Here is a 25250-nt window from a genome sequence, read left to right on the forward strand (position 1 = left end):
ACTGACTTTACAGTAACAGTACCAACAACTGAAGATGCAATTGATGAGGAAGCTGAAGTTTATGATCTTACTGTTGGCGGAGTAGCTGCTACAGGAACGATTACAGATAACGATGATGCGCCTACAGTGACTATCGAAGATGTAATTGTAGACGAAGATGCTGGAACGGCAACGGTTCTTGTAACCTTAAGTAATCCAAGTGATGAGGATACTGTTATTGAGATAGTAACTACGACGGGTACAGCTGGTGAGGATGATTATGAAGAGACAATTGTAACGGTAACGATTCCTGCAGGAGAGACTGAAGGAGAAGTAATTGTTCCAATTACAGAAGACACGACAGATGAAGAAGATGAGATCTTCACAGTAGACGGAACGGTAACAAGTGGCAACACTGACAATACAGACCCTAGCGGAACGGTAACGATTATCGATAATGATGATGCTCCAACCGTGACTATCGAAGATGTGATCGTAAATGAAGATGCTGGAACTGCAACGGTTCCTGTAACCTTAAGTAATCCAAGTGATGAGGATACTATTATTGAGATAGTCACTACGACGGGTACAGCTGGTGAGGATGATTATGAAGAGACAATTGTAACGGTAACGATTCCTGCAGGAGAGACTGAAGGAGAAGTTGTAGTTCCAATTACAGAAGATACGACAGATGAAGAAGATGAGATCTTCACAGTAGATGGAACGGTAACAAGTGGCAACACTGACAATACAGACCCAAGCGGAACGGTAACGATTATCGATAATGATGATGCTCCAACCGTGACTATCGAAGATGTGATCGTAAATGAAGATGCTGGAACTGCAACGGTTCCTGTAACCTTAAGTAATCCAAGTGATGAGGATACTATTATTGAGATAGTAACTACGACGGGTACAGCTGGTGAGGATGATTATGAAGAGACAATTGTAACGGTAACGATTCCTGCAGGAGAGACTGAAGGAGAAGTTGTAGTTTCAATTACAGAAGACACGACAGATGAAGAAGATGAGATCTTCACAGTAGACGGAACGGTAACAAGTGGCAACACTGACAATACAGACCCAAGCGGAACGGTAACTATTATCGATAACGATGATGCTCCAACCGTGACTATCGAAGATGTGATTGTAAATGAAGATGCTGGAACGGCAACGGTTCCTGTAACCTTAAGTAACCCAAGTGATGAGGATACTATTATTGAGATAGTAACTACGACGGGTACAGCTGGTGAGGATGATTATGAAGAGACAATTGTAACGGTAACGATTCCTGCAGGAGAGACTGAAGGAGAAGTTGTAGTTCCAATTACAGAAGATACGACAGATGAAGAAGATGAGATCTTCACAGTAGACGGAACGGTAACAAGTGGTAATACTGACAATACAGACCCAAGCGGAACGGTAACTATTATCGATAACGATGATGCTCCAACCGTGACTATCGAAGATGTGATTGTAGATGAAGATGCTGGAACGGCAACGGTTCCTGTAACCTTAAGTAACCCAAGTGATGAGGATACTATTATTGAGATAGTAACTACGACGGGTACAGCTGGTGAGGATGATTATGAAGAGACAATTGTAACGGTAACGATTCCTGCAGGAGAGACTGAAGGAGAAGTTGTGGTTCCAATTACAGAAGACACGACAGATGAAGAAGATGAGATCTTCACAGTAGACGGAACGGTAACAAGTGGCAACACTGACAATACAGACCCAAGTGGAACGGTAACTATTATCGATAACGATGATGCTCCAACCGTGACTATCGAAGATGTGATCGTAGATGAAGATGCTGGAACTGCAACGGTTCCTGTAACCTTAAGTAATCCAAGTGATGAGGACACTGTTATTGAGATAGTAACAACGACGGGTACAGCTGGTGAGGATGATTATGAAGAGACAATTGTAACGGTAACGATTCCTGCAGGAGAGACTGAAGGAGAAGTTGTAGTTCCAATTACAGAAGACACGACAGATGAAGAAGATGAGATCTTCACAGTAGATGGAACGGTAACAAGTGGCAACACTGACAATACAGACCCAAGCGGAACGGTAACTATTATCGATAATGATGATGCTCCAACCGTGACTATCGAAGATGTGATTGTAGATGAAGATGCTGGAACTGCAACGGTTCCTGTAACCTTAAGTAACCCAAGTGATGAGGATACTATTATTGAGATAGTAACTACGACGGGTACAGCTGGTGAGGATGATTATGAAGAGACAATTGTAACGGTAACGATTCCTGCAGGAGAGACTGAAGGAGAAGTTGTAGTTCCAATTACAGAAGACACGACAGATGAAGAAGATGAGATCTTCACAGTAGACGGAACGGTAACAAGTGGTAATACTGACAATACAGACCCAAGTGGAACGGTAACTATTATCGATAACGATGATGCTCCAACCGTGACTATCGAAGATGTGATCGTAGATGAAGATGCTGGAACTGCAACGGTTCCTGTAACCTTAAGTAACCCAAGTGATGAGGACACTGTTATTGAGATAGTAACTACGACGGGTACAGCTGGTGAGGATGATTATGAAGAGACAATTGTAACGGTAACGATTTCTGCAGGAGAGACTGAAGGAGAAGTTGTGGTTCCAATTACAGAAGACACGACAGATGAAGAAGATGAGATCTTCACAGTAGACGGAACGGTAACAAGTGGCAACACTGACAATACAGACCCAAGTGGAACGGTAACTATTATCGATAACGATGATGCTCCAACCGTGACTATCGAAGATGTGATCGTAAATGAAGATGCTGGAACGGCAACGGTTCCTGTAACCTTAAGTAACCCAAGTGATGAGGACACTGTTATTGAGATAGTAACAACAACTGGTACTGCTGGTGAGGATGATTATGAAGAGACAATTGTAACGGTAACGATTCCTGCAGGAGAGACTGAAGGAGAAGTTGTGGTTCCAATTACAGAAGACACGACAGATGAAGAAGATGAGATCTTCACAGTAGACGGAACGGTAACAAGTGGCAACACTGACAATACAGACCCAAGTGGAACGGTAACTATTATCGATAATGATGATGCTCCAACCGTGACTATCGAAGATGTGATTGTAGATGAAGATGCTGGAACGGCAACGGTTCCTGTAACCTTAAGTAATCCAAGTGATGAGGACACTGTTATTGAGATAGTAACTACGACGGGTACAGCTGGTGAGGATGATTATGAAGAGACAATTGTAACGGTAACGATTCCTGCAGGAGAGACTGAAGGAGAAGTTGTAGTTCCAATTACAGAAGACACGACAGATGAAGAAGATGAGATCTTCACAGTAGACGGAACGGTAACAAGTGGCAACACTGACAATACAGACCCAAGCGGAACGGTAACTATTATCGATAATGATGATGCTCCAACCGTGACTATCGAAGATGTGATCGTAAATGAAGATGCTGGAACTGCAACGGTTCCTGTAACCTTAAGTAACCCAAGTGATGAGGATACTATTATTGAGATAGTAACTACGACTGGTACTGCTGGTGAGGATGATTATGAAGAGACAATTGTAACGGTGACGATTCCTGCAGGAGAGACTGAAGGAGAAGTTGTGGTTCCAATTACAGAAGACACGACAGATGAAGAAGATGAGATCTTCACAGTAGACGGAACGGTAACAAGTGGTAATACTGACAATACAGACCCTAGTGGAACGGTAACGATTATCGATAACGATGATGCTCCAACCGTGACTATCGAAGATGTGATTGTAAATGAAGATGCTGGAACTGCAACGGTTCCTGTAACCTTAAGTAACCCAAGTGATGAGGACACTGTTATTGAGATAGTAACAACGACGGGTACAGCTGGTGAGGATGATTATGAAGAGACAATTGTAACGGTAACGATTCCTGCAGGAGAGACTGAAGGAGAAGTTGTGGTTCCAATTACAGAAGACACGACAGATGAAGAAGATGAGATCTTCACAGTAGATGGAACGGTAACAAGTGGTAATACTGACAATACAGACCCAAGTGGAACGGTAACTATTATCGATAATGATGATGCTCCAACCGTGACTATCGAAGATGTGATCGTAAATGAAGATGCTGGAACTGCAACGGTTCCTGTAACCTTAAGTAACCCAAGTGATGAGGATACTATTATTGAGATAGTAACTACGACGGGTACAGCTGGTGAGGATGATTATGAAGAAACAATTGTAACCGTAATAATCCCTGCTGGAGAAACTACTGGAGAAGTTGTAATTCTTATTGAAGATGATGAGATTGATGAGGATGATGAAATCTTCACCGTAAATGGAACAGTGACTAGTGGTAACACAGACAATACAGATCCAAGCGGAACTGTGACTATCGTAGATAATGATATAACAGCGAATCTTGATTTATCAAAATCTAGTGAGATTGTAGATCTTAACGAAAATGGTGTTATTGATGCTGGAGACCAAATAAACTATACATTAACGGTAACTAACAATGGTTCAGTAGATCTTACAGATGTAGTTGTTTCTGATGAAATGATCACCCTAGAAGAAGATACAGTAGCATTGCTTGTAGTAGGGGATAGTGTTGTATTTACAGGTACATATACAATCACACAAGATGATATTGATACGGGAGAAGTTATAAATATTGCTTTTGCAGAAGGAATAGATCCTCTTGGAGATATTGTATTAGATCAGTCTGATGACCCAATGGATACTACAGATGTGGATACAGATGGAGATGGAGATGGAGAAGACCCTACAGTAACTATGATTGATCAATTACCTGGTCTTAATATCACAAAAACAGCTTCTTATCAGGACTTTAATGCCGATGGGTTTGCAAATGCTGGTGACCAGATTATTTATACTTTCGTAGTAATAAACACTGGAAACGTCACTTTAACGGATGTTCACGTAGATGACCCGATGGTTATCGTTGCAGGTGATCCGGTAACATTACTCCCTGGTGAAAATGCTACTTTTACAGCGGTTTATATAATTACTGAAGAAGATGTAGCTAATGGAGAGATTGTAAACGTTGCAACAGCAGTAGCTTTATCACCATTTGGTATTGAAGTGATAGATGTTTCTGATGACCCAGAGGATCCTACAACAGACGTTGATGATCCAACTGTTACAGTGTTGAGTCAGACAGCGGGTCTTATTGTAAATAATGGTCTATCAATAGGCCAAGATGGACGTAATGATAGCTTTAGAATACAAGGACTTGAGAATTTCCCTGATAATACGCTAACTATATTTAACAGATGGGGTATTGAGGTGTACACTGCAGAGCGTTATGGTGTAGATGGAAATGAATTTAGAGGTTTATCTAACGGTAGAACAACTATAAGCCAGGATGATTATTTACCTGTAGGAACCTACTACTGGATACTAGAATATGTAAATGCAGTAGGAGATACAGTTAATGAATCAGGATACTTATATATAACACGATAAAAGATGTTAAATCACCGGTAGTTTTTAAAACAGCCGGTGATTTTAATTAAATGATTTATGAAAAAGATAGTTTCAGTTTTTGGATTCTTATTGATTTTAGCGCTTGGTACAACGTCCCTTTCTGCGCAACAAGATCCTCAGTATACCCAGTATATGTATAATACCGTAGCTATTAATCCTGCATATGCAGGTAATAGAGGTGTAACTAGTATTGTAGGATTACATAGAAGTCAGTGGGTAGGACTTGATGGGGCGCCGAGAACCCAAAGTTTAAGTGTTCATTCTCCTATTGGAGAAGGTAAAGTAGGTTTAGGGTTATCTATTGTAAATGATGCCTTAGGTCCATCACAAGAGACTTACGTTGGTGCAGATTTTAGTTATACAATCAACACTTCAGAAAATGGGAAGCTTAGCTTTGGATTAAAGGCTGGAGGACACATTCTAGATGTAGATTTTACAAAGCTTACGCTCTTTGATGTAACAGACCCTAGGTTTTCTCAAAATATTGACAATAAGCTCTCTCCTATAATTGGTGCAGGATTGTATTATCATACAGATAACTTTTATGCAGGTGTGAGTGTTCCTAATCTTATAGAGACAGAACATTTTGACACAAGTAGTAACTCATCAAGTGTAATTGCTAGAGAGCGTATACACTACTATGGTATTATGGGCTATACTTTTGATATTAGTGATCAGCTAAAATTTAAGCCTAGTACGCTTGTAAAAATGGTCGCTGGAGCTCCATTGCAAGTAGACCTTACAGCAAACTTCTTAGTGATGGAAAAATTACACTTAGGAGCGGCTTATAGATGGAGTGCAGCGCTTAGTGGTCTTGTAGGCTTCCAGGTTTCAGATAGTATGTTAATAGGTCTCGCGTACGATCGTGAAAGTACGGACTTAGGTGATACCTTCTACAACGATGGTAGCTTTGAAGTATTTTTACGATTTGAGCTGTTTAATGAGTATGATAGAATGTTAACCCCTAGATTCTTTTAATAAGTTATTTTTGACTTATTCAAACTTACAATTATGATGATTAAAACTATTAATTTATGTCTTTGCGTTCTGTTTTTGGGAACCATAGCACTAAATGCTCAAGAAAGTAAAATAGACAGAGCAGACAAGAAGTTTGACCAATACGCATTTGTTGATGCTCGAAAAATATATCTCGAAGTAGCAGATAAAGGATATGAATCTGCAGATTTATTTCAGAAAATTGCAGATAGCTACTACTTTAACGCTGGTTATGCAGATGCTCAGGTTTGGTATGAGAAGTTGATATCTACTTTCCCAGAAGAAGTAAAGCCAGAGTACTATTTCAGGTACTCACAAACACTTCGTGCTTTAAAAAATTATGATAAAGCAGATGATATGATGGCTACTTTTAATGACCTTAACGGGGAAGATGTAAGAGCTGTTCTCTTTGAAGCAGAACCTAATTATCTAAAAAATATTGATTACAAAAAGAGTAACTATACAATAGAGGACATACGTAGTATTAACTCACGTTACTCAGATTTTGCTCCTACAGAGTATGAAGGAAAGCTAATTTTTGCTTCATCTAGAGATACTGGGGGTGTTTCAAAGAAAATACACAAATGGAATAATGAACCATTTTTAGACCTTTATGAGACTAATGTTGGAGAACAGACCGAAAGTTTTAGTAAACCTAAAAACTATAGTAGAGAGCTCAACTCAAAATTTCACGAAAGTACAACAGCCTTTACAGAAGATGGTAAGACCGTATACTTCACACGTAATAACTACAATAAAGGGACTTACAAAAAGTCTAAAGAGGGGACTAATAAACTTAAAATCTATAAGTCACGTAAGAAAAACGGTCGCTGGTCTACACCTGTAGAAATGCCTTTTAACAGTGATGAGTACTCTACTGCACACCCTGCTCTTAGTCAGGATAATACAAAGCTTTATTTTGCTTCAGATATGCCTGGTACTTTAGGGCTCTCAGATATATGGGTGGTAAATGTAGATAGTACAGATGTAGTAAGCGAGCCAGTAAACTTAGGAAGACCTATTAATACAGAAGGAAGAGAGACCTTTCCATTTTTAAGTGACAATGGAGTGCTTTACTTTTCATCAGACGGGCATCCTGGTCTTGGAGGTCTTGATGTATTTGCTACAGCACCAGATGCACGTGGTAATGCTCAAGATGCTATAAGCAACATAGGTGAACCTATAAACAGCTCTTATGATGATTTTACATTTATTGTAAACGAAGAGACTAAAGTGGGTTATTTTGCCTCAAACCGTAAGCAAGGAGTAGGTAGTGATGACATCTATAAATTTACAAAAGAAGAAATACCTTGTGAGATTGAGCTAGTAGGGGTTGTTACAGACAGAGATTCTGGAGAGCCTATACCAGCGGCAACAGTTACTTTATTAGATTACAACGGTAACGTAGTATCTTCAGTGCAAACTACAGCAAGTGGGTACTATGCTTTTGATAAGTCTTACTGTGATACGCAATATATCATAAGAGGGGCAAAGGAAACGTATAGTGGAGCAGAAGCAATTACAAAAACTCCAGACATATCTGGTACTGTGACTAACGATCTTGAACTAGAGTTATTGAAAAAGCCTATCAAAGTAGGAGATGATCTTGCAAAGATTTTAGAACTTAACCCTATATACTTTGATTTTGACAGATATAATATTCGTCCAGATGCGGCACTAGAGCTAGAAAAAGTACTTGCAGTTATGCGTGAGTACCCTAATATGGTTATAGATGCACGTTCACATACAGATAGTAGAGGTAAAGATTCATACAACCTAAGTCTATCAGACAAGCGTGCAAAATCTACTGTAAACTATATCATTGCAGAGGGAATCTCTTCATCTAGAATTACAGGTAGAGGATATGGAGAGACACAACTTACTAATGAATGTTCTAACGGAGTACAATGTTCTGAAGAAGCACACCAGCTTAACAGGCGTTCAGAGTTTATTGTAATAAGTAACTAGAAGTAGGTTACTACTTATATTTAAAACCCCTTTTCATACGGAAAGGGGTTTTTTTATGCTTTCGCGAAAGCGCACTCATACCTTTATTCATACTACCCCAAAGAGAAAATTACATCATTGTGCTCAATAACTTGTAGTACATACAAGACTAAGAATACCATTGTAGCCACAGCTTTTATAAATGTAGAAGCTATAAAGCCAATAAAGGACCCTAGCGCTGCTTTAAGTGCAACCTGAGTACTCGTATTGTTAAAGTTGAGTTCACCTATAAAAGCGCCTACAAACGCCCCTATAAGAAAGCCCAAGGGTATGGGGCTAAGCAATCCCACAATAAGGCCTATGGTAGTACCTATTGCACCTGCTTTACTACCCCCATATCGTTTTGTGCCCATTGCAGGGATGATATAATCAAGTATGGTGATTGCAACCGCCACGGCTAGCGTAATGCCTAAAAATGTCCAGTCTTGCGGTACAGCTTCTGTTAGGTGAAGGGTTAACAACCCTAGCCAACTTAAAGGCGGGCCAGGTATCACAGGTAAAAAACTGCCCACTATACCAGCTATTACAAGCAGTAGGCCTACAAAAACCAAAAAAAGATCTACATAGTTCATCACTTATAAGACGTCAAAATGTTATAATGTTACGTTTTTTGAACTAAAACATTAGTTTAAACTAAATATTTAGTTATATTTGATGTGTCGATGTTCAATATATTGACATACAGACTATTCAATTCCAGTTTTTATGAAACAACTTACAAAGGCAGAAGAAGAGGTAATGCAATTATTATGGGTAGCACAAAAGGCAAACGTGGCACAACTCATCGAGCAAATGCCAGAGCCTAAGCCTGCTTACAATACCATATCTACCATCATACGGATTTTAGAAAACAAAGGCTTCGTAGGTCACGAGAAAGAGGGAAGAGGCTATATCTACCACCCTCTTGTGACTAAAGAGGTTTACAGCAACGCCTCTATGCATAAAATGATGGACAGCTATTTTAATGGAAGTTTTAAAAGTATGGTAAGCTTCTTTGTAAAAAAGAATGATCTAGATGTAAAAGAGCTAGAATCTATTCTGAGCGAAATTAATAAAGACAAGTAATTATGGGATCTTACATTATACAAGTCATTTGTTTTCAAGCATTATTTCTGGCAGTGTATTACCTGCTTTTAAGAAAAGAGACCTTTTTCTCATATAACAGAATATATTTGCTAGTCACTCCCGTAATTGCCCTCGCATTGCCGTTTATAAAAATTGCAATGTTACAAACGGTGGTACCTGTAGAGACCTTTGCCAGTGTTCTCCCAGAGGTTGTAATAGGTGATGCAGCAGTGAGTACGCCTACAGATGCGGCTCCTGTTACAGCATCTTTTACCATACCGTGGTTACAAATTTATATGACAGGTGTGGTGATCAGTCTGGTTTTACTTGTCATAAAAATCAAGAAATTTGCAAGCTATTTTAGATATAAACAGAAAGGGTCTAGCATCATTGAGATTCCTTCATCTACAGAGGCTTTTACATTTTTTAACTACATATTTATTGGGGCAGATATAGATACGCTTTCGCGAAAGCAAATACTTACCCACGAACAGATACACGCAAAGCAAGGGCATACTTGGGATCTCATCTTTTTTGAGATTTTGAAAGTAGTACTGTGGTTTAACCCTATTACCTATTTATATCAAAAAAATATAAGTATCGTACACGAGTACCTAGCAGATCAAAAAGCAACCGAAGGTATCTCAAAATACACCTATTATGAAGAGTTGCTTAACACTGCCTTTGGCACAAGTAAACTCTCATTTACAAATACATTTTTTAATCAATCATTAATCAAAAAACGAATCGTTATGTTACAAAAATCTAAGTCGAGACAAAGTGCGCTTATTAAATACATTGTAATAGTTCCGCTCATTTTAGCAATGCTTGTACAAGTCTCTTGGGCACAAAATTCAAATCAGTCAGGTGAGGTAGAAAGAGAGAATTTCACATTGATGGAAAATAACCTGCATAATGAGAAAATATATTACTCTATAATTGTTATAGATACTTTAAAACTGACTGATAATGAGAATGCGTTTATAACAGCTGTAAAAAACGATAAATCTTTAGATTCAAAAGATTTTGATCCAGCAACAGGGAATGAGCCTATATTCGAAACCATAAATAAATTTCTTACGTTTTCAAGTAAGGAGGATATTATTGAACTCAAAGAAAAATTTGATATAAAATCTTATACACTTCAGGAACTACGGACAAAATATAACTTAAAAAATACTTATGCTTATCAGACCACTTATAGAGAAGAGGTTGAAGTTGTTGAAGAAGAAGAGGAGGTTGTTGGTATTCCTTACGCAGTGATAGAAAATGTCCCAACCTATCCAGGTTGTGAAGATTTAGTAGGTAATGATGCTCAAAAAGTGTGTATGTCTAATAATGTGTCTAAGTACGTAAACCGTAATTTCAATATGAATATTGCTAAAGATTTAGGACTTACAGGAGTTAATAGAATCTTTGTTTCTTTCAGAATAAATAAAACAGGGCAAGTAGATAATGTAAAAGTAAGAGCGCCTCACGAAGCTCTCGAAGAAGAAACCAGAAGAGTTATTTACAATCTACCTCAAATGAAGCCTGGCACGCAAGGAGGAGAAAATGTTGGCGTTCTCTACAGTCTCCCTATCACGTTTCAAATAGCGAAATAATTTTTAATAAAAAAACAGAAACCATTGCTTTTATGGCATTACAATACATTATACAAGTTATCTGTTTTCAAGCATTGTTTCTGGGAGTTTATTACCTGCTTTTAAGAAAAGAGACTTTTTTCTCATATAACAGAATATACTTGCTAGTCACTCCCGTAATTGCGCTAGCATTACCGTTTATAAAAATCGCAATGTTACAAACGGTGGTGCTTGTAGAGACATTTGCAAGTGTACTCCCAGAGGTTGTAATAGGTGATGCGGCAGTGATTACATCTACAGATGCGGCTCCCGTTACAGAGTCTTTTACCATACCGTGGTTACAAATTTATATGGTAGGTGTGGTGATTAGTCTAGTTGTACTCATCATAAAGATTAAAAAATTTACGAGCTACTTTTCCTATAAACAGAAAGGGTCTAGCATCATAGAGATTCCTTCATCTACAGAGGCTTTTACATTTTTTAATTACATATTTATTGGGGCAGATATAGATACGCTTTCGCGAAAGCAAATACTTACCCACGAACAGATACACGCAAAGCAAGGGCATACTTGGGATCTCATCTTTTTTGAGATTTTGAAAGTAGTACTGTGGTTTAACCCTATTACCTATTTATATCAAAAAAATATAAGTATCGTACACGAGTACCTAGCAGATCAAAAAGCAACCGAAGGTATCTCAAAATACACCTATTATGAAGAGTTACTTAACACTGCCTTTGGCACAAGTAAACTCTCATTTACAAATACATTTTTTAATCAATCATTAATCAAAAAACGAATCGTTATGTTACAAAAATCAAAATCACAAAAAAGCGCATTAGCAAAGTATTTACTTTTAATTCCACTTGTACTTGCAATGCTCGTGTATGTTTCTTGCTCCGAAGATAATGGAGTAGAAAATGAGCAAACTCTAGAACAGCAAATATTAGAACTTAAGTTAGCAATTGAGGATAGAGAAAGTCTTACTGCAGAAGAATTGAAACAGCTTCAAAGTCTAAGAGCAGCATCAGTCAATGGTATTAAAGGTTCTCAAATTATAGAAGTTGTAGAACAGCAAGAGGCATATAATCTTAATGAGGCTAATCAAGATGAAATAATAGAAGTGCTGGAAGTAGAACGTGTTTATGATGTAGATGAGAACGGAAATATCCCATTTGCTGTTATAGACGAGGTTCCAGTATTTCCAGGCTGTGAGTCCCTTACCTCAAATGAGCAATTAAGGAAATGTATGTCTCAAAAAGTAAACGCTTTAATTAACGCTAACTTTAATGTTGCATTAGGAAAAGAGCTAAATCTCAAGGGTACTAACAGAATTTTTGCCAGCTTTAAAATTGATAAAAACGGATTTATCACAAACTTAAGAACGCGCTCGCCACACCCAGATCTTGATGCTGAAGCACAGCGTGTGATTTCTATGTTACCAAAAATGAAACCTGGTAAACATAATGGTGAAGTAGTAGGCGTTCTCTACAGTCTCCCTATCACGTTTCAAATAGCAGAGTAACCTATGAAAAAACTATTTATAGTAATTGTAATTGGGATGATATCAAAAGTCGGGGCGCAAGCTCCGGCTTTGGCCGTTGCAGATAGTTTATACGCCACTGGTGAGTATACAAAGGCAATAGCCCAGTACGAGAAGATTCAAGAACCTACAGCACGTGTATTGTTACAAATAGCCAGAGCATATAAAGGGAAGGGAGCAAAAACAGCTGCTCTTAACTTTTATAAAAAGTCACTAGAGCTTAACGATAAACAACCCATCGCCGCAACCGAGTATGGAAGGTTACTCCTCACAAAATCAAAATTTAAAGAAGCAGACAGTGTTTTTTCTATACTTTCAATGAGATACCCCACAAATGCCGAGTATCACTATCAATGGGGACGAGCACTTAAAAAGACCGCGGTAAAGGACACCTTAGTTTTAAATAAAAAAGTAGATAATGAAAAGATAGATACCTCAGAAAAGGCTTTTGCAAAAGCAGTCCGGCTGGACTCAACACATCAAAAGGCAATGTTTGAACTTGCAAAGTATCACTTGGGTCATAAAAACTATCCAGAGGTAGAGACGATCTGTAAAAAAGCACTTGAAAGCGAGCCAGAAAATATTGAGATGATAGGCGTGCTGGCTCAAAGTTACTATTACAAAGGCTGGTGGATAGAGGCAATAGATCTTTTTAACCAGTTGCTCGATATGGGAGTAGATACCTTATTTGTGAGAAATAAACTAGGGCGTGCCTACTACGAGAAAAGAATGTATCCAGAGGCTATTGAGGCTTATGAAGAAGTACTTGCTTATGATGACGAAGACTGGGGTACACTTATCACCCTTGCTAGGTTATATAACTTTAATCGTGAGTATAATAAGGCTATAAATCACGGAATTAAAGCGCTTAAATTTAAAGATTTACCGCTTGATGATGTGTATTATACAATGGGAAGGTCTTTTGAATTTAAGAAGAATTTCCCTGAGGCAATGAAGCATTATCAACGAGCAGTCAAAGAAGATCCATATAACTTTAATGCACTATATGCCATAGCTGTGGCAGCCGATAATTATTATGTGGATAAGGAAGAGGTGCTAGCACTTTACGAAAAGTTTGTGTCAAATTTTGAAAACGTAAAAAGACCACCATATATAAAAAGAATAGCCGACGATAGAATTGTAATCCTCAAAAGAGAAATTTTTGAGGCACAAGAGAAGAAAGAGTAGGCCAGCGATGGTCGCTTTTTGGAGCGGTTTAAATATTGTATTTTCGAGCTACGTATGAAATGGTTTTTACATCGTGGCTTATTGATAATCACAGCAGTAGTTGTGATGACTTCGTGCGACCAGATTGAAACCAAAAAAATATCTTCTTCGCAGTACCTTTCTGAGAGTTGGAAGGCAATAGATCTACATAGAGTAGATGGGTATCCCACTTTTGATACCTGTGCTACGTTGCCAGAAGGGGAGCCGCTTAAGGCTTGTTTTCAAGAGACGGTTACAAAGACCTTTTACGAGTCATTTGGAAAACATACCATCGTAGTGCAACGCGCTCTAGACGACACTATATTTGTAGACTTTGTAGTAAACGAAAAAGGGAAGTACTGCATAGATACACTCAAAATCGCTCAAGAAATCCGCACAGAAATCCCTCGCCTAGAACAGTGGATACACGAAGCCGCAAGACAATTACCAGAAGCAAAACCTGCAACTAAAGAAGGCGTACCCGTAAAAACACGATTTAAAATCCCCGTGGTTTTAAAGGTGGAGTAATTGTAAGGCACCACAAACTATTTCTTGTAGTTGCGACCTTTCCATTGATACCCAGTAGTAAGCGATCTAAGGGCTATGTAGGTGTTTATAAAAGGGTAGCAAACCATCACAACTGGATACCATTTTAAATAACTTTTTCGGTTATAAAAAAAAGCTTCGGTGGCAATGAGGATAACATCAACTACAAGTTTTATGACTAAGCTCATTAATATGATGGATTGGGTTTCCGCTTTCGCGAAAGCGTAATAAAGAACTCCCACAACACTTAAAAGATTAACTGCCAAAACAAGAATCCCCATTAGTTTTGAGAACCAAAAGGTATAAGCACTAGACTTTGCCGCCCAGCGTGTGCGTTGTGCTATAAATATGTTCCACTGCTCTTGAGGCTGTGTGGTTACAATCGCATCTGGAGAGCGTAAATAGCTTATCCTATTTTTAAACTTCTCTTGAAATTTCTCGAGTAAAAAATGATCATCTCCACTAGCGATATGATTATTATTTGCAAAGCCTTGAACGGCTGTAAAGGCTTCTTTATCATAAGCGAGATTTGCTCCGTTACATAAAAATGGTAAGCCCATATAAAAGCTTCCGGCAGTAGCGCCCATAAGACTTAAAAAATCCAATTGCTCATAGGCAGTTAAAAATGAAGGCTGATCGGTGGTTGCGATAGCAACGGGCATAATCACCATAAGTGGTGATTGTTGCTGGATGATAGCGTCTAATGTGTTGAGCCAGTTTACGGACACGGTACAGTCGGCATCTGTGGTGACAATCCACTGGTGCTTACTGGTATGGATGGCGGTCTGGAGTGCATCTTTTTTTGGTGATGCAGAGGTGCGCACGTTGTCTATAACATCAATGTTTGTAAGCGCATATCGCGATATGCACTTATTTATGATCTCAATAGAGTTGTCTGTAGAGACGTCATTTACTAAGATGATTTCCCAGCTGTTTTGTGGATAGTCAACTTCGGCTAGTGATTGCAGTAAGTTAGTAAGATGCGCTTCTTCATTTCTAAAGGGTACAATAACGGTAAATGTGGTAGTTGTAGCGTCACAAGATTGTGAGAACGTACCAGCGCGATTAATCTCAAGCGCAAACCCGAGGATGATAATTCCATAGAGTAAGAAAACAAAAAACAGCATCCAGATCATTATACTGTCTTTATGGTGCTAGTAGGCTTTTGCACGAGTAAAAAGTAGGCACCAGGTAATAGCGGTACTACTACATTGAGCAGCCACATTAAAAGTACAGTACTTAATACAATCTCTTCGGGTACATTAAACCAGCCAAAAATGAGAACAGCCACACCACCGCGCACCACTACATCTAGTAACTGCATTACAGGTATGAGCGAGCTCACAAGGTAGGTAGCACAAATGCACGCCATTACAAAAGGATAACTTGTGGTAGCCCCTAGCAGGTAGAGAATGAGGTAGAACTGATGTGCAAAAATGATATATCGTATAAAGGAAAACAGGCGCACCTTCTTTTTGATGGGTGCAGCAATAGATTTCCAGTACTTCTTGATTTTATACCAAGGATTTCCCTTGAGTGTCCAGTGTACACTTCGTAGTATTTTAGGAAGTACCTGGTACAACACGAGTGCCATAAATATGCTCAAACTCCAAAAGAATATCGCTGTTCCACTAGTAAAAAAAGCAATAACCCCTAAGCCAATGCTCCCAAAAATAAGCGTCGCCAGCAGCTGATACATATTGCCTATAAAGTTTAAGAAGAGTATCTGCTTGCGTTGCTCTTTTGGATAATAGAGAGCCTTTGCACCATAGTCTCCAGCTTTGGCAGGAGTTACAAACCCTACGAGGTGAGCGGTGAGGGTTTGTATTGCGCTTTCGCGAAAGCGTACTAATCTATTTATACTCACTAGAGTTTGCCATTTCTTGATTTCAAAAAACCAGTTGGCAGCGGTAAATAATAGTATGATTATAATATAGAGATATAACGATGATGTGCTAATTTCAGAAAGCTGAAATTGTAGCGACCGTAAATCACCGCGATCTAGTTTGTCATAAATAAAATAGCCAGCCAGTAGTACAATGAGAATCTTAAGAGTCGCCCAGAGTAATTGCGTAGCTTTGTGAGATAATCTAGGCATTCATTTCTTTGTTAAGGATGAGCACAAAGTAACAATAAAAGCATTGGCAGACGAAAAAATCATATTAGGTATTGATCCAGGAACCACTATTATGGGTTTTGGACTTATCAAGGTTGTGGGTAAAAAGATGGAGTTTATGCAGCTCAATGAGTTATTGTTACAAAAGTATAATGATCCTTATGTGAAGCTCAAGCTCATTTTTGAGCGCACCATACATCTCATAGATACGTATCACCCAGATGAGATTGCGATAGAGGCACCGTTTTTTGGCAAGAATGTCCAAAGTATGCTCAAGCTAGGTAGAGCACAAGGAGTGGCGATGGCTGCAGGTTTATCTCGAGAAATTCCTATCACAGAGTATCTTCCTAAAAAGATTAAAATGGCAGTTACTGGAAACGGTAATGCAAGTAAGGAGCAGGTGGCAAGAATGCTACAGTCTTTACTAAAACTTAAAACCTTGCCTAAAAACTTAGACTCCACAGATGGTCTTGCCGCAGCAGTGTGTCACTTTTATAATTCTGGAAAAGTAGAAATAGGTAAAAGCTACTCAGGCTGGGAGAGTTTTGTAAAGCAAAATGAAAAACGAGTTAAGAAGTGATATTTCTTTAGAACATATGGCATCCATCTACATCCACATACCATTTTGCAAGCAGGCGTGTCACTATTGTGATTTTCACTTTTCGACCACAATGGGTAAAAAAGAGGAAATGATAACGGCTATCATAAGCGAACTTGAGATGCGTAAAGCCGAGTTTGAAAATGATGAGGTGTCTAATCTTTATTTTGGCGGTGGGACACCTTCTGTCTTAAACACTGCAGAGATTGAACAAATTATAGATGCTTGCTACACACATTACAAGATTGAAAAAGATCCAGAGATTACCCTAGAAGCAAATCCAGACGATCTTACTGAGCAAAAAATAAGAGAGCTCGCAGCATCGCCCATTAATAGATTGAGTATAGGCGTGCAATCATTTTATGAAGAAGATCTCAAATTAATGAACCGTGCTCATAATGCTCAAGAGGCAATAGATTGCCTGAGATTAACAAGAGCAAGCTTTCCTAACAGTTCGCTAGATCTTATTTATGGAATCCCTGGGATGAGTAATGAGCGCTGGGAGCAGAATATAGATAAAGCGCTAGCGCTAGACCTCCCTCATATATCTGCCTACGCGCTTACGGTAGAGCCTAAGACGGCCCTAGAAAATTTTATTAAAAAAGGAATTGTACCTCCGGTAGAAGATGAGGTGGCACAAGAGCATCACGAGCTATTAATACGTAAGATGGAAGCTGCTGGTTATGAGAATTACGAGTTTTCAAACTTTGCAAAACCAGGTTATCATTCTAGAAATAATACGGCATACTGGCAAGGGAAAAAGTACATAGGTATAGGTCCTTCTGCACATAGTTATGACGGTAAGCGCCGCGCGTGGAATATAAATAACAACCCAAAGTACATAAAGGCAATCGCTGCTGGAGAGCTACCTCAAGAGGTAGAGGAGCTCTCGCTTACAGATCAGTACAATGAGTATGTAATGACGAGATTGCGCACGCAGTATGGAGTTTCTTTACTCGAGATAAAAACACAATATGGCGAGCGTTTTTATAACTACTTTTTAGAATACGCTCAGAAACATATAGAGGAACACTTACTTTTTATAGAAGAAGATAGGGTTTATGTGAGTAAAAAAGGGAAGTTTTTAAGTGATGGTATTGCAAGTGACTTATTTATACTCAACTTAAAGTAACCTAACTCGTTGCAATGAGTTTAAGTACTCTAGGTAAATCAATAGAGTATTTTTATCTTTAGTTTTCTCTTTAATTACGCTATGCTTGCAACTATAACTCATAATAAAGAAACTTTTAAGGTCAATCTTTCAAAACCTATTGATCTCTCGATTCCCCTTACTTCTAAGAAGAATCCGCTAGCTTGGTATATTGACCCGCCTAAGTTTGAGACAGTCACAGATGGCGAGTGGGTAGGAAGTGTGCGCAAGGGAGGCGATGTGAATTTTACTACCATCACCTTTAACCCACATTCTCACGGCACGCATACAGAGACCGCTGGTCATATCACAGAAAAGGTGCATAGCATTAATAAAAATCTCAAAACATTTTTCTTTATCGCAGAGGTGGTGACAGTCATACCAGAGCCGCTTGATAATGAAGATGATGATTTTATACTAAGTGATAAGCAGTTTAAAAACCTACTTAAAGATAAATCACCAGAAGCTTTGGTGATACGCACATTGCCTAACGCACGCGAAAAGAAAACAATGAACTGGTCTAACACAAACTGGCCATTTGTAGATGAGAGGGCGATGGTACGCTTTCGCGAAAGCGGTATAAAACACCTTCTCATAGATTTACCTAGTGTAGATAAAGAAAAAGATGGTGGAGAGCTCAAGGGGCATCACGCGTTTTGGGATGTAAATGGTGAGATACGACTAGATGCGACTATTACAGAGATGATCTATGTACCGCATAAAGTTCCAGACGGGACGTATCTTCTTAATCTCCAGATTGCCTCTTTTGAAAATGATGCCACACCTAGCAAGCCTATCTTATATAAAATCGAAACAGAATAATGCAACCACCTTACTACGCTGTAATCTTTACGTCTACACAAACCAGTAGCACAAGAGGCTATAAACAAGCAGCAGATCTTATGGAGGAGCTGGCCGCAACGATGCCTGGTTTTCTGGGAGTAGAGGGAGCTAGAAATGATAGTGACCACCTAGGGATTACGGTATCATACTGGCGCTCGCTAGAAGATATTGCAAGATGGAAAGCCCAGGCAGAGCATCAAGGTGCGCAACGTATGGGAAAGTCAGACTGGTATGATAACTATACGGTGAGAATATGCAAGGTGGAAAGAGAATATAGCTTTGATAAAAGTTAAATATCTGCCAAATGTCAAATAGAAACATACGATGTTTTTTAACATTTGCGTTGCATTTATAACCACACCTCCCAAGGTAATATTTCACGTTTATAAATCATCAATGTGTTTAAAACCAGCTATTTTTAGCTTGTCTGAGAACACCCTTATTTTAGATTTATTTTTAATGTCATACGCACATTGGTCTAAAGTAAGCACCTAACACCATCACTCAAAATGCCTAACTATCATCTCTCATCCTCCTATCTTAAAAAAACCATTATAATTAAGTATGCATACGTCCTGCTGGCTTTGCTTACCATAACTATTTCTTGTAAAGAGAAGAGCACACCTACAGACAATCTTTTTAAGTTTAAGGATTACATTTCTTACACCACAGAGGATCGACAGTCTGTTATGAGCCCTATACGTGTGGAGCTTGCACAGCCACTCACGCAGTTTGAGGTAGACCAGGTGCTACCTAGTGATATTATTAAAGTGCGTCCTAAAGTTTCTGGAGTGCTTAGTCTTCATAACAGTAGACTATTAGAGTTTATACCAGAAGAGCCACTCAAACCAGACACGGCATACGAGGTCACTCTTATGCTTGATAAACTATATGATGATCTTGACGCAGGGAAGGAGCAATTTACTTTTGGCTTCAAGACCATTACTCCAGATTTTAAAGTAGCGATGGGAGCTTTGCAATCATATAGTAAGGATTATAATTATCTAGAAGGACAAATAGAAGCGAGTGATGATATCGCTTTCGCGAAAGCGCAACAACTCATAAACGCTTCTCAAAATGGTAATGCACTAGCCGTAAAATGGTTTAATAAAGATGGGGTGTCTAGATTTCATTCATTTAGAATAGATAGCATCTCCCGCTCTAATGCAGATTCACAAATTATGCTTACCTGGGATGGTAAAGCTATAGGAGCCAGAGACACAAATGGTAAGAACACCATACAAATACCGGGAAAAGATAATTTTAAAATCATAGGCATACATCAAGAGCGCGGCGCAAACGCCTCTGTGATTATAAATTTTTCTGACCCATTAAAGGATAACCAAAACTTTGCTGGACTCGTGACAATTGCGCGTGCAGGAAACCTTCGCTTTGAAGTAAATGGAAATGTACTACAGGTATATCCAGAAAATAAGATAGTAGGTAATGCACTGGTTGAGGTTTTTCAAGGAATAAAAAGTACTGATGATTATAAGTTGAAACAACCCTTTAAAGAGACCGTAAGTTTTGAGCAAATAAAACCTGCCATACGGGCTATCACAAATGGAGTTATTCTTCCAAAATCTACGAGTACTCCTTATTATTTTGAGGCAGTAAATCTTACACACGTAGACGTGAGAGTTATTAAGATTTATGAAGACAATGTACTCGAGTTTTTACAAGAGGGATCGCTTAATAATACGAGTAGTTATAACCTTAAAAAAGTGGGTAGGCGCATAGCAAAAAAGACGATTGAGATTGCACAACGAGGCGATCTTAACACCGGCCAGTGGCAAGCTCACGGGGTAGATCTCTCAGCTATTTTTAAAGCAGATCCTGGAGCATTGTATAGAGTAGAGATAAGCTATAAACCTTCTTATGCTATTTATGAGTGTGATGATGCTGTTGCTGGTAGTGTAGAGGAAGATAGTTATGAGGACTATTATGAAGATGCATATACCGAGGCAGAGAGTCCAGATGAAGATGCTAGAGAGGAGCAGTACTGGGATAACCGTATTTATAGATGGCGTAAGCAAGTATACAACTGGAGACAAGAAGATAACCCTTGCCACCCCGCATATTACCAAGAGTCAAAATTTGTAAATAGTAATTTACTAGGGAGTAATCTAGGGGTGATTGTAAAAAAAGGAAAAGACAATTCTTACTTGTTTGCAACATCAGATATTGTGACTACTACGCCAGAGGCAAACACAAAAATCACATTATATAATTACCAAAAGCAACCCATTGCAACAATCACTACAGATGCGACTGGAATAGCTCAAGTAACACCAGATGGCTACCCAGTATATGCTGTTGCAGTAAAAGATGGAAACTATGCTTACTTAAAACTGCAAGATGGGCATAGTCTCTCTATGAGTAAGTTTGATATTGCGGGTAATCAACTTGAGAAAGGGCTTAAAGGTTTTACCTACTTAGACAGAGGTGTGCACCGCCCTGGTGATACCATCCATCTTACTTTTACACTTAATGATAAGGCAAACCCACTGCCAAAAGATCACCCAGTAAAGCTGGAAGTGACAGATGCACGAGGTAAACTTATGTATAGAAGGGTAGCGTCTATATCAAAAAGAGGATCTCAAAATGGAAACCAAGCGCTTAATAACTTTTATTATTTCCCAGTTCCTACAGAGCAGGACGCTCCTACGGGTAACTATAATGCTACCATCTCTGTGGGAGGTGCCACATTTAACCAAACGCTCAAAGTAGAAACCATAAAACCTAATCGCCTCAAAGTAGACCTTACTTTTAAAGATGAGATACTACAAGCAAGCGGAAATCTTATGGGTGATGCCACTGTAAAATGGTTACACGGAGCGCCTGCCAGAAATTTGAAAATTAAAACAGACGTTACTATACGCAAGTCAAGTAGCGGGTTTAGCCAGTTTCCTGGATATAATTTTTATGACCCAATTAGGGAGTTTGATGAGGTTAGTATGGATTTGCTAGATGGCACTCTGGATAATGAAGGCAACATAAAGATTAATAAAAAAATAGATTTGAGTAAGCGAGCACCGGGTATGCTCAAGGCAACGTTTGTTACAAAAGCCTATGAGGGAGGAGGTGACTTCTCTCTGGATGTGGTAAGTAAGGATGTCGCACCGTTTGATCACTTTGTAGGTCTGCGAGCTCCAAAAAGTCGTGCTTACGGCAGTTATTACACAGATCAAAATATAGAGTTTGACCTAGCTACTACAAATGCTCAAGGCGCACCAGCTGCGGGACGTAAGCTTCAAGTAAAAGTATTTAAAATGTCTTGGCGCTGGTGGTGGAACAGGAGTCGAGATAATTACTCTAGTTATGAAACAAGTACCGTACATACACCTGTACAAGACTTTACCGTCACGTCTGGTTCTAACGGAAAAACAAGTTTTAACCTCAATATTCCGGAGAAGGAAAGTGGACGCTATCTCATACGTGTTATAGATCCAGAAAGCGGTCACGCTACAGGCCGTATCGCATATTTTTATAGAAATTGGGGTGGTTTTCAAAGAGACTCAGAAAGTGCAAAGATGCTCGTGTTTTCGGCAGATAAGGATGAGTATAGTGTGGGAGATAATGCCACCATTACATTCCCATCTTCGGCGGGAGGTAGAGCGCTTGTGAGTATTGAAAATGGTACAAAAGTACTCGAGAGTTATTGGGTAGAAACCCAGCAAGGTAAAACCAATTTTTCCATACCTGTTACCTCCGCAATGGCGCCTAATGTGTATGTGAATATTTCGCTATTACAGCCTCATAAACAATCTGTAAACGACCTTCCTATTAGGCTTTATGGTGTAATTCCTTTGATGGTAAAAGATAGACAAACAGTGTTAGAGCCGGTAGTCACTATGCCAGATGTATTAAAGCCAGAAGAGCCATATACCATCAAAATCACAGAAAAAAATAATAAACAGATGACCTACACCATCGCTGTGGTAGATGATGGCTTGCTGGATCTTACAAGATTTCAAACACCAAAAATCCATAAGCATTTTTATAGCAGGGAAGCACTAGGTGTGAAGTCTTTTGATATGTATGATTATGTGATAGGGGCATATTCTGGCAGTGTAGATAATATTTATGCAATAGGAGGTGGTGATGCTGCGAGCGCTGCCAAAAATAGAAAGGCAGAACGCTTTAAGCCTGTAGTTACTTATTTGGGCCCTTTCGCTTTAAGCGAAAACGAAACAAAGTCACACACGGTAACGATGCCTAACTATGTAGGCTCTGTGAGAGCAATGGTAATTGCTGGAGATGCCACAAAAAGCGCCTATGGATCTGTAGAAAAGACAGTACCTGTGCGTAAACCGCTTATGGTTTTAGGTTCGCTTCCGCGAAAGTTATCTCCGGGAGAACACGTGACTTTACCAGTAACAGTGTTTGCAATGGAAAAGAACATCAAGCAGGCTAAGATTACCGTCAAAACATCTGAAGCTTTTAAAGCATCTGAAGGGAATGTAAAAAAGGTAAATTTCACGCAAGTGGGAGAAAAAATAGTTCCTTTTGAGTTTGATGTGCAAGCTGCTACAGGAGTGCAAACCGTACAAATTATTGTAGAAGGTCACGGAGAACGTGCAACCTATGATGTTGAGATAGACGTAGAAAACCCAAATCCTATTACTCAAAAAGTAACCGATTACGAACTAGACCCTAGCAGTAATCTTACTATTGATTATGAGACGTATGGTGTGGCAGGGACTAATGAAAGCGCTTTGGAGTTTTCGACATTACCACCTATGGATTTTACTAAGCGTATGCAGTATTTAATACGTTACCCACACGGCTGTGTAGAGCAAACTACCTCTGGAGTTTTTCCGCAACTGTTTTTAGATGATGTTTTTGATCTTACGTATGAGCAAAAACGGGATGCGCAACAGCATATTAAAGACGGTATTGCGAGGCTAGGCCGTTTCCAAAACACAGACGGAGGTCTAGGTTACTGGCAGGGAGAAACAGAAGCAGACCTATGGGGTACCACCTATGCTGGACACTTTATGATAGAAGCCCAGAAAAAGGGATATGCATTACCGCTCACTTTTATGAATAACTGGTTACGTTTTCAGAAAAAGGAGGCTCGTGAATGGAGATCTGGACAACAAAGTTATAATGCAACGCTAGTACAAGCATATCGCTTATATACGCTCGCACTTGCGGGACAACCCGACCTTGCAGCGATGAACCGTCTTCGTGAGAATACAAATTTAAGTAATGAAGCAACCTGGAGGCTTGCAGGAGCTTATGCACTAGCAGGTCAAGACAAAGTAGCTGGCCAACTTGCCGCTACGGCAAATGTAGATTTTACTCCAAAAAAGTATGACTACCATACCTATGGCTCGGTATATCGCAACAGGGCAATGGCGCTAGAAACGATGGTGCTTCTTAATGATAGCAAGCAAAAAGAGCTTGCTATAAGTATAGCCAAAACGCTAGCTTCAGACAGGTGGTTAAGTACTCAAGAAACCAGTTATGCACTGCTGGCTATGGCAAAAATGGTTCTAAAGAACGGAGGTAAAGCAATGCAGTTCTCTTATACAAAAGATGGAAAAGAGTATAGTGTAGATACACAACAAGCTATCGCTCTACGTGACATAAAAACGCAAGACGGAACAAATAAACTCGTTATAAAAAATGCTAAAAATAGTACCGTGTTCATACGTCTTGTGCAAAGTGGTAAGTTACCATTAGGCAAAGAGCTTGTAGATCAAAAAAATCTACAGGTTAAAACAACCTTTTATAACCTCGCTGGTAAAGTGATGTCTATCAATAATCTCCAGCAGGGAGAAGAGTTTACAGCAAAAATTACGGTGAGTAATACGAGCAGAGATTATGTAGATAATGTCGCGCTTACACAAATCTTCCCTAGCGGTTGGGAGATTGTGAATACACGTTTTACAGATGCTCAGGGAGGTACAGCAGGAAGCGCTCGATATACAGATATAAGAGACGATCGTGTGCAGTTTTATTTTGATATGAGTAAGACCAGCACAAGAACATTTACGGTTCGTCTTAATGCGAGTTACTTAGGTGATTACTATTTACCAGGTACTCAGGTAGAGGCTATGTATGATGCGACTTATTATGCCAGATCAAAAGGTGCTTGGATAAAAGTTAAGAACTAACAGCG

General features: G+C 39.2%; 16 protein-coding genes. 13 read left to right on the forward strand and 3 right to left on the reverse strand.

Annotated elements, in window-relative coordinates; all coding sequences use genetic code 11:
• The 3 genes from Q0948_RS11305 to Q0948_RS11315 all read left to right on the forward strand — a co-directional run.
• Window positions 1–5445 (forward strand): Calx-beta domain-containing protein (locus Q0948_RS11305; RefSeq protein WP_299231615.1); only part of this gene is annotated, 5445 nt, incomplete at its 5' end.
• A gap of 57 nt (window positions 5446–5502) precedes the next feature.
• Complete coding sequence (locus Q0948_RS11310) at window positions 5503–6444, forward strand: type IX secretion system membrane protein PorP/SprF (protein ID WP_298352580.1); 942 nt, start codon at window positions 5503–5505, stop codon at window positions 6442–6444.
• A gap of 33 nt (window positions 6445–6477) precedes the next feature.
• Window positions 6478–8430 carry an OmpA family protein gene (locus tag Q0948_RS11315; protein WP_363317838.1) on the forward strand — a complete coding sequence of 651 codons (1953 nt, stop codon included), beginning with the start codon at window positions 6478–6480 and terminating at the stop codon, window positions 8428–8430.
• 92 nt (window positions 8431–8522) lie between these two features.
• Here the strand turns inward: Q0948_RS11315 and Q0948_RS11320 are convergent, their stop codons facing one another.
• On the reverse strand, window positions 8523–9041 hold the full coding sequence (locus Q0948_RS11320) for a DUF456 domain-containing protein (protein WP_298353366.1): 519 nt from the start codon (window positions 9039–9041) through the stop codon (window positions 8523–8525).
• Window positions 9042–9174: 133 nt separating this feature from the next.
• On the opposite strand from Q0948_RS11320, the gene Q0948_RS11325 reads away from it, so the two are divergent.
• From Q0948_RS11325 to Q0948_RS11345, 5 genes are read left to right on the forward strand one after another with little or no spacing between them, the layout of a single operon-like run.
• Window positions 9175–9534, forward strand: coding sequence for a BlaI/MecI/CopY family transcriptional regulator (locus tag Q0948_RS11325; protein WP_038598658.1), 360 nt, complete (start codon window positions 9175–9177; stop codon window positions 9532–9534).
• Window positions 9535–9536: 2 nt separating this feature from the next.
• On the forward strand, window positions 9537–11138 hold the full coding sequence (locus Q0948_RS11330; protein WP_298352584.1) for a M56 family metallopeptidase: 1602 nt from the start codon (window positions 9537–9539) through the stop codon (window positions 11136–11138).
• A gap of 32 nt (window positions 11139–11170) precedes the next feature.
• Window positions 11171–12643, forward strand: coding sequence for a M56 family metallopeptidase (locus Q0948_RS11335; RefSeq protein ID WP_298352587.1), 1473 nt, complete (start codon window positions 11171–11173; stop codon window positions 12641–12643).
• A 3-nt stretch (window positions 12644–12646) separates the two neighbouring features.
• Window positions 12647–13849 (forward strand): tetratricopeptide repeat protein, encoded by a 1203-nt coding sequence (locus Q0948_RS11340; protein WP_298352590.1) that lies wholly within the window; start codon window positions 12647–12649, stop codon window positions 13847–13849.
• 54 nt (window positions 13850–13903) lie between these two features.
• Window positions 13904–14395 (forward strand): hypothetical protein, encoded by a 492-nt coding sequence (locus tag Q0948_RS11345; protein ID WP_148305656.1) that lies wholly within the window; start codon window positions 13904–13906, stop codon window positions 14393–14395.
• A gap of 17 nt (window positions 14396–14412) precedes the next feature.
• Here the strand turns inward: Q0948_RS11345 and Q0948_RS11350 are convergent, their stop codons facing one another.
• Together Q0948_RS11350 and Q0948_RS11355 are read right to left on the reverse strand one after the other, a co-directional pair.
• Complete coding sequence (locus Q0948_RS11350; protein WP_298352599.1) at window positions 14413–15549, reverse strand: glycosyltransferase; 1137 nt, start codon at window positions 15547–15549, stop codon at window positions 14413–14415.
• Window positions 15549–16511, reverse strand: coding sequence for a lysylphosphatidylglycerol synthase domain-containing protein (locus tag Q0948_RS11355; protein ID WP_298352602.1), 963 nt, complete (start codon window positions 16509–16511; stop codon window positions 15549–15551). Before Q0948_RS11355 ends, Q0948_RS11350 begins: the two co-directional genes overlap by 1 nt.
• 43 nt (window positions 16512–16554) lie before the next feature.
• On the opposite strand from Q0948_RS11355, the gene ruvC reads away from it, so the two are divergent.
• The 5 genes from ruvC to Q0948_RS11380 all read left to right on the forward strand — a co-directional run bounded on the left by ruvC (window position 16555) and on the right by Q0948_RS11380 (window position 25245).
• Window positions 16555–17109: a crossover junction endodeoxyribonuclease RuvC gene (ruvC, locus tag Q0948_RS11360; RefSeq protein ID WP_035335461.1), complete on the forward strand. Its 555-nt coding sequence runs from the start codon at window positions 16555–16557 to the stop codon at window positions 17107–17109.
• 16 nt (window positions 17110–17125) lie between these two features.
• Complete coding sequence (gene hemW, locus Q0948_RS11365) at window positions 17126–18259, forward strand: radical SAM family heme chaperone HemW (protein ID WP_298353369.1); 1134 nt, start codon at window positions 17126–17128, stop codon at window positions 18257–18259.
• 81 nt (window positions 18260–18340) lie between these two features.
• The gene (locus Q0948_RS11370) at window positions 18341–19099 is read left to right on the forward strand and encodes a cyclase family protein (protein WP_298352610.1); all 759 of its coding nucleotides are present in this window, start codon (window positions 18341–18343) and stop codon (window positions 19097–19099) included.
• Window positions 19099–19413: an antibiotic biosynthesis monooxygenase gene (locus tag Q0948_RS11375; protein WP_298352613.1), complete on the forward strand. Its 315-nt coding sequence runs from the start codon at window positions 19099–19101 to the stop codon at window positions 19411–19413. The genes Q0948_RS11370 and Q0948_RS11375 overlap by 1 nt, the downstream gene beginning before the upstream one ends.
• A gap of 216 nt (window positions 19414–19629) precedes the next feature.
• Window positions 19630–25245, forward strand: a complete 5616-nt coding sequence (locus tag Q0948_RS11380) for an MG2 domain-containing protein (protein ID WP_298352616.1) — start codon at window positions 19630–19632, stop codon at window positions 25243–25245.
• The last annotated feature ends 5 nt before the right edge of the window (window positions 25246–25250 follow it).

Origin of the sequence: uncultured Dokdonia sp. (genome assembly GCF_947496725.1) — a bacterium.
Taxonomy (GTDB): domain Bacteria; phylum Bacteroidota; class Bacteroidia; order Flavobacteriales; family Flavobacteriaceae; genus Dokdonia.

What these genes read in the sequence shown, in the direction of transcription:
- Q0948_RS11310 (WP_298352580.1), top strand. Translation starts at nt 5,503, where the DNA reads ATGAAAAAGATAGTTTCAGTTTTTGGATTCTTATTGATTTTAGCGCTT.
- Q0948_RS11315 (WP_363317838.1), top strand. Translation starts at nt 6,478, where the DNA reads ATGATGATTAAAACTATTAATTTATGTCTTTGCGTTCTGTTTTTGGGA.
- Q0948_RS11320 (WP_298353366.1), bottom strand. Translation starts at nt 9,041, where the DNA reads ATGAACTATGTAGATCTTTTTTTGGTTTTTGTAGGCCTACTGCTTGTA.
- Q0948_RS11325 (WP_038598658.1), top strand. Translation starts at nt 9,175, where the DNA reads ATGAAACAACTTACAAAGGCAGAAGAAGAGGTAATGCAATTATTATGG.
- Q0948_RS11330 (WP_298352584.1), top strand. Translation starts at nt 9,537, where the DNA reads ATGGGATCTTACATTATACAAGTCATTTGTTTTCAAGCATTATTTCTG.
- Q0948_RS11335 (WP_298352587.1), top strand. Translation starts at nt 11,171, where the DNA reads ATGGCATTACAATACATTATACAAGTTATCTGTTTTCAAGCATTGTTT.
- Q0948_RS11340 (WP_298352590.1), top strand. Translation starts at nt 12,647, where the DNA reads ATGAAAAAACTATTTATAGTAATTGTAATTGGGATGATATCAAAAGTC.
- Q0948_RS11345 (WP_148305656.1), top strand. Translation starts at nt 13,904, where the DNA reads ATGAAATGGTTTTTACATCGTGGCTTATTGATAATCACAGCAGTAGTT.
- Q0948_RS11350 (WP_298352599.1), bottom strand. Translation starts at nt 15,549, where the DNA reads ATGATCTGGATGCTGTTTTTTGTTTTCTTACTCTATGGAATTATCATC.
- Q0948_RS11355 (WP_298352602.1), bottom strand. Translation starts at nt 16,511, where the DNA reads ATGCCTAGATTATCTCACAAAGCTACGCAATTACTCTGGGCGACTCTT.
- hemW (WP_298353369.1), top strand. Translation starts at nt 17,126, where the DNA reads ATGGCATCCATCTACATCCACATACCATTTTGCAAGCAGGCGTGTCAC.
- Q0948_RS11370 (WP_298352610.1), top strand. Translation starts at nt 18,341, where the DNA reads ATGCTTGCAACTATAACTCATAATAAAGAAACTTTTAAGGTCAATCTT.
- Q0948_RS11375 (WP_298352613.1), top strand. Translation starts at nt 19,099, where the DNA reads ATGCAACCACCTTACTACGCTGTAATCTTTACGTCTACACAAACCAGT.
- Q0948_RS11380 (WP_298352616.1), top strand. Translation starts at nt 19,630, where the DNA reads ATGCCTAACTATCATCTCTCATCCTCCTATCTTAAAAAAACCATTATA.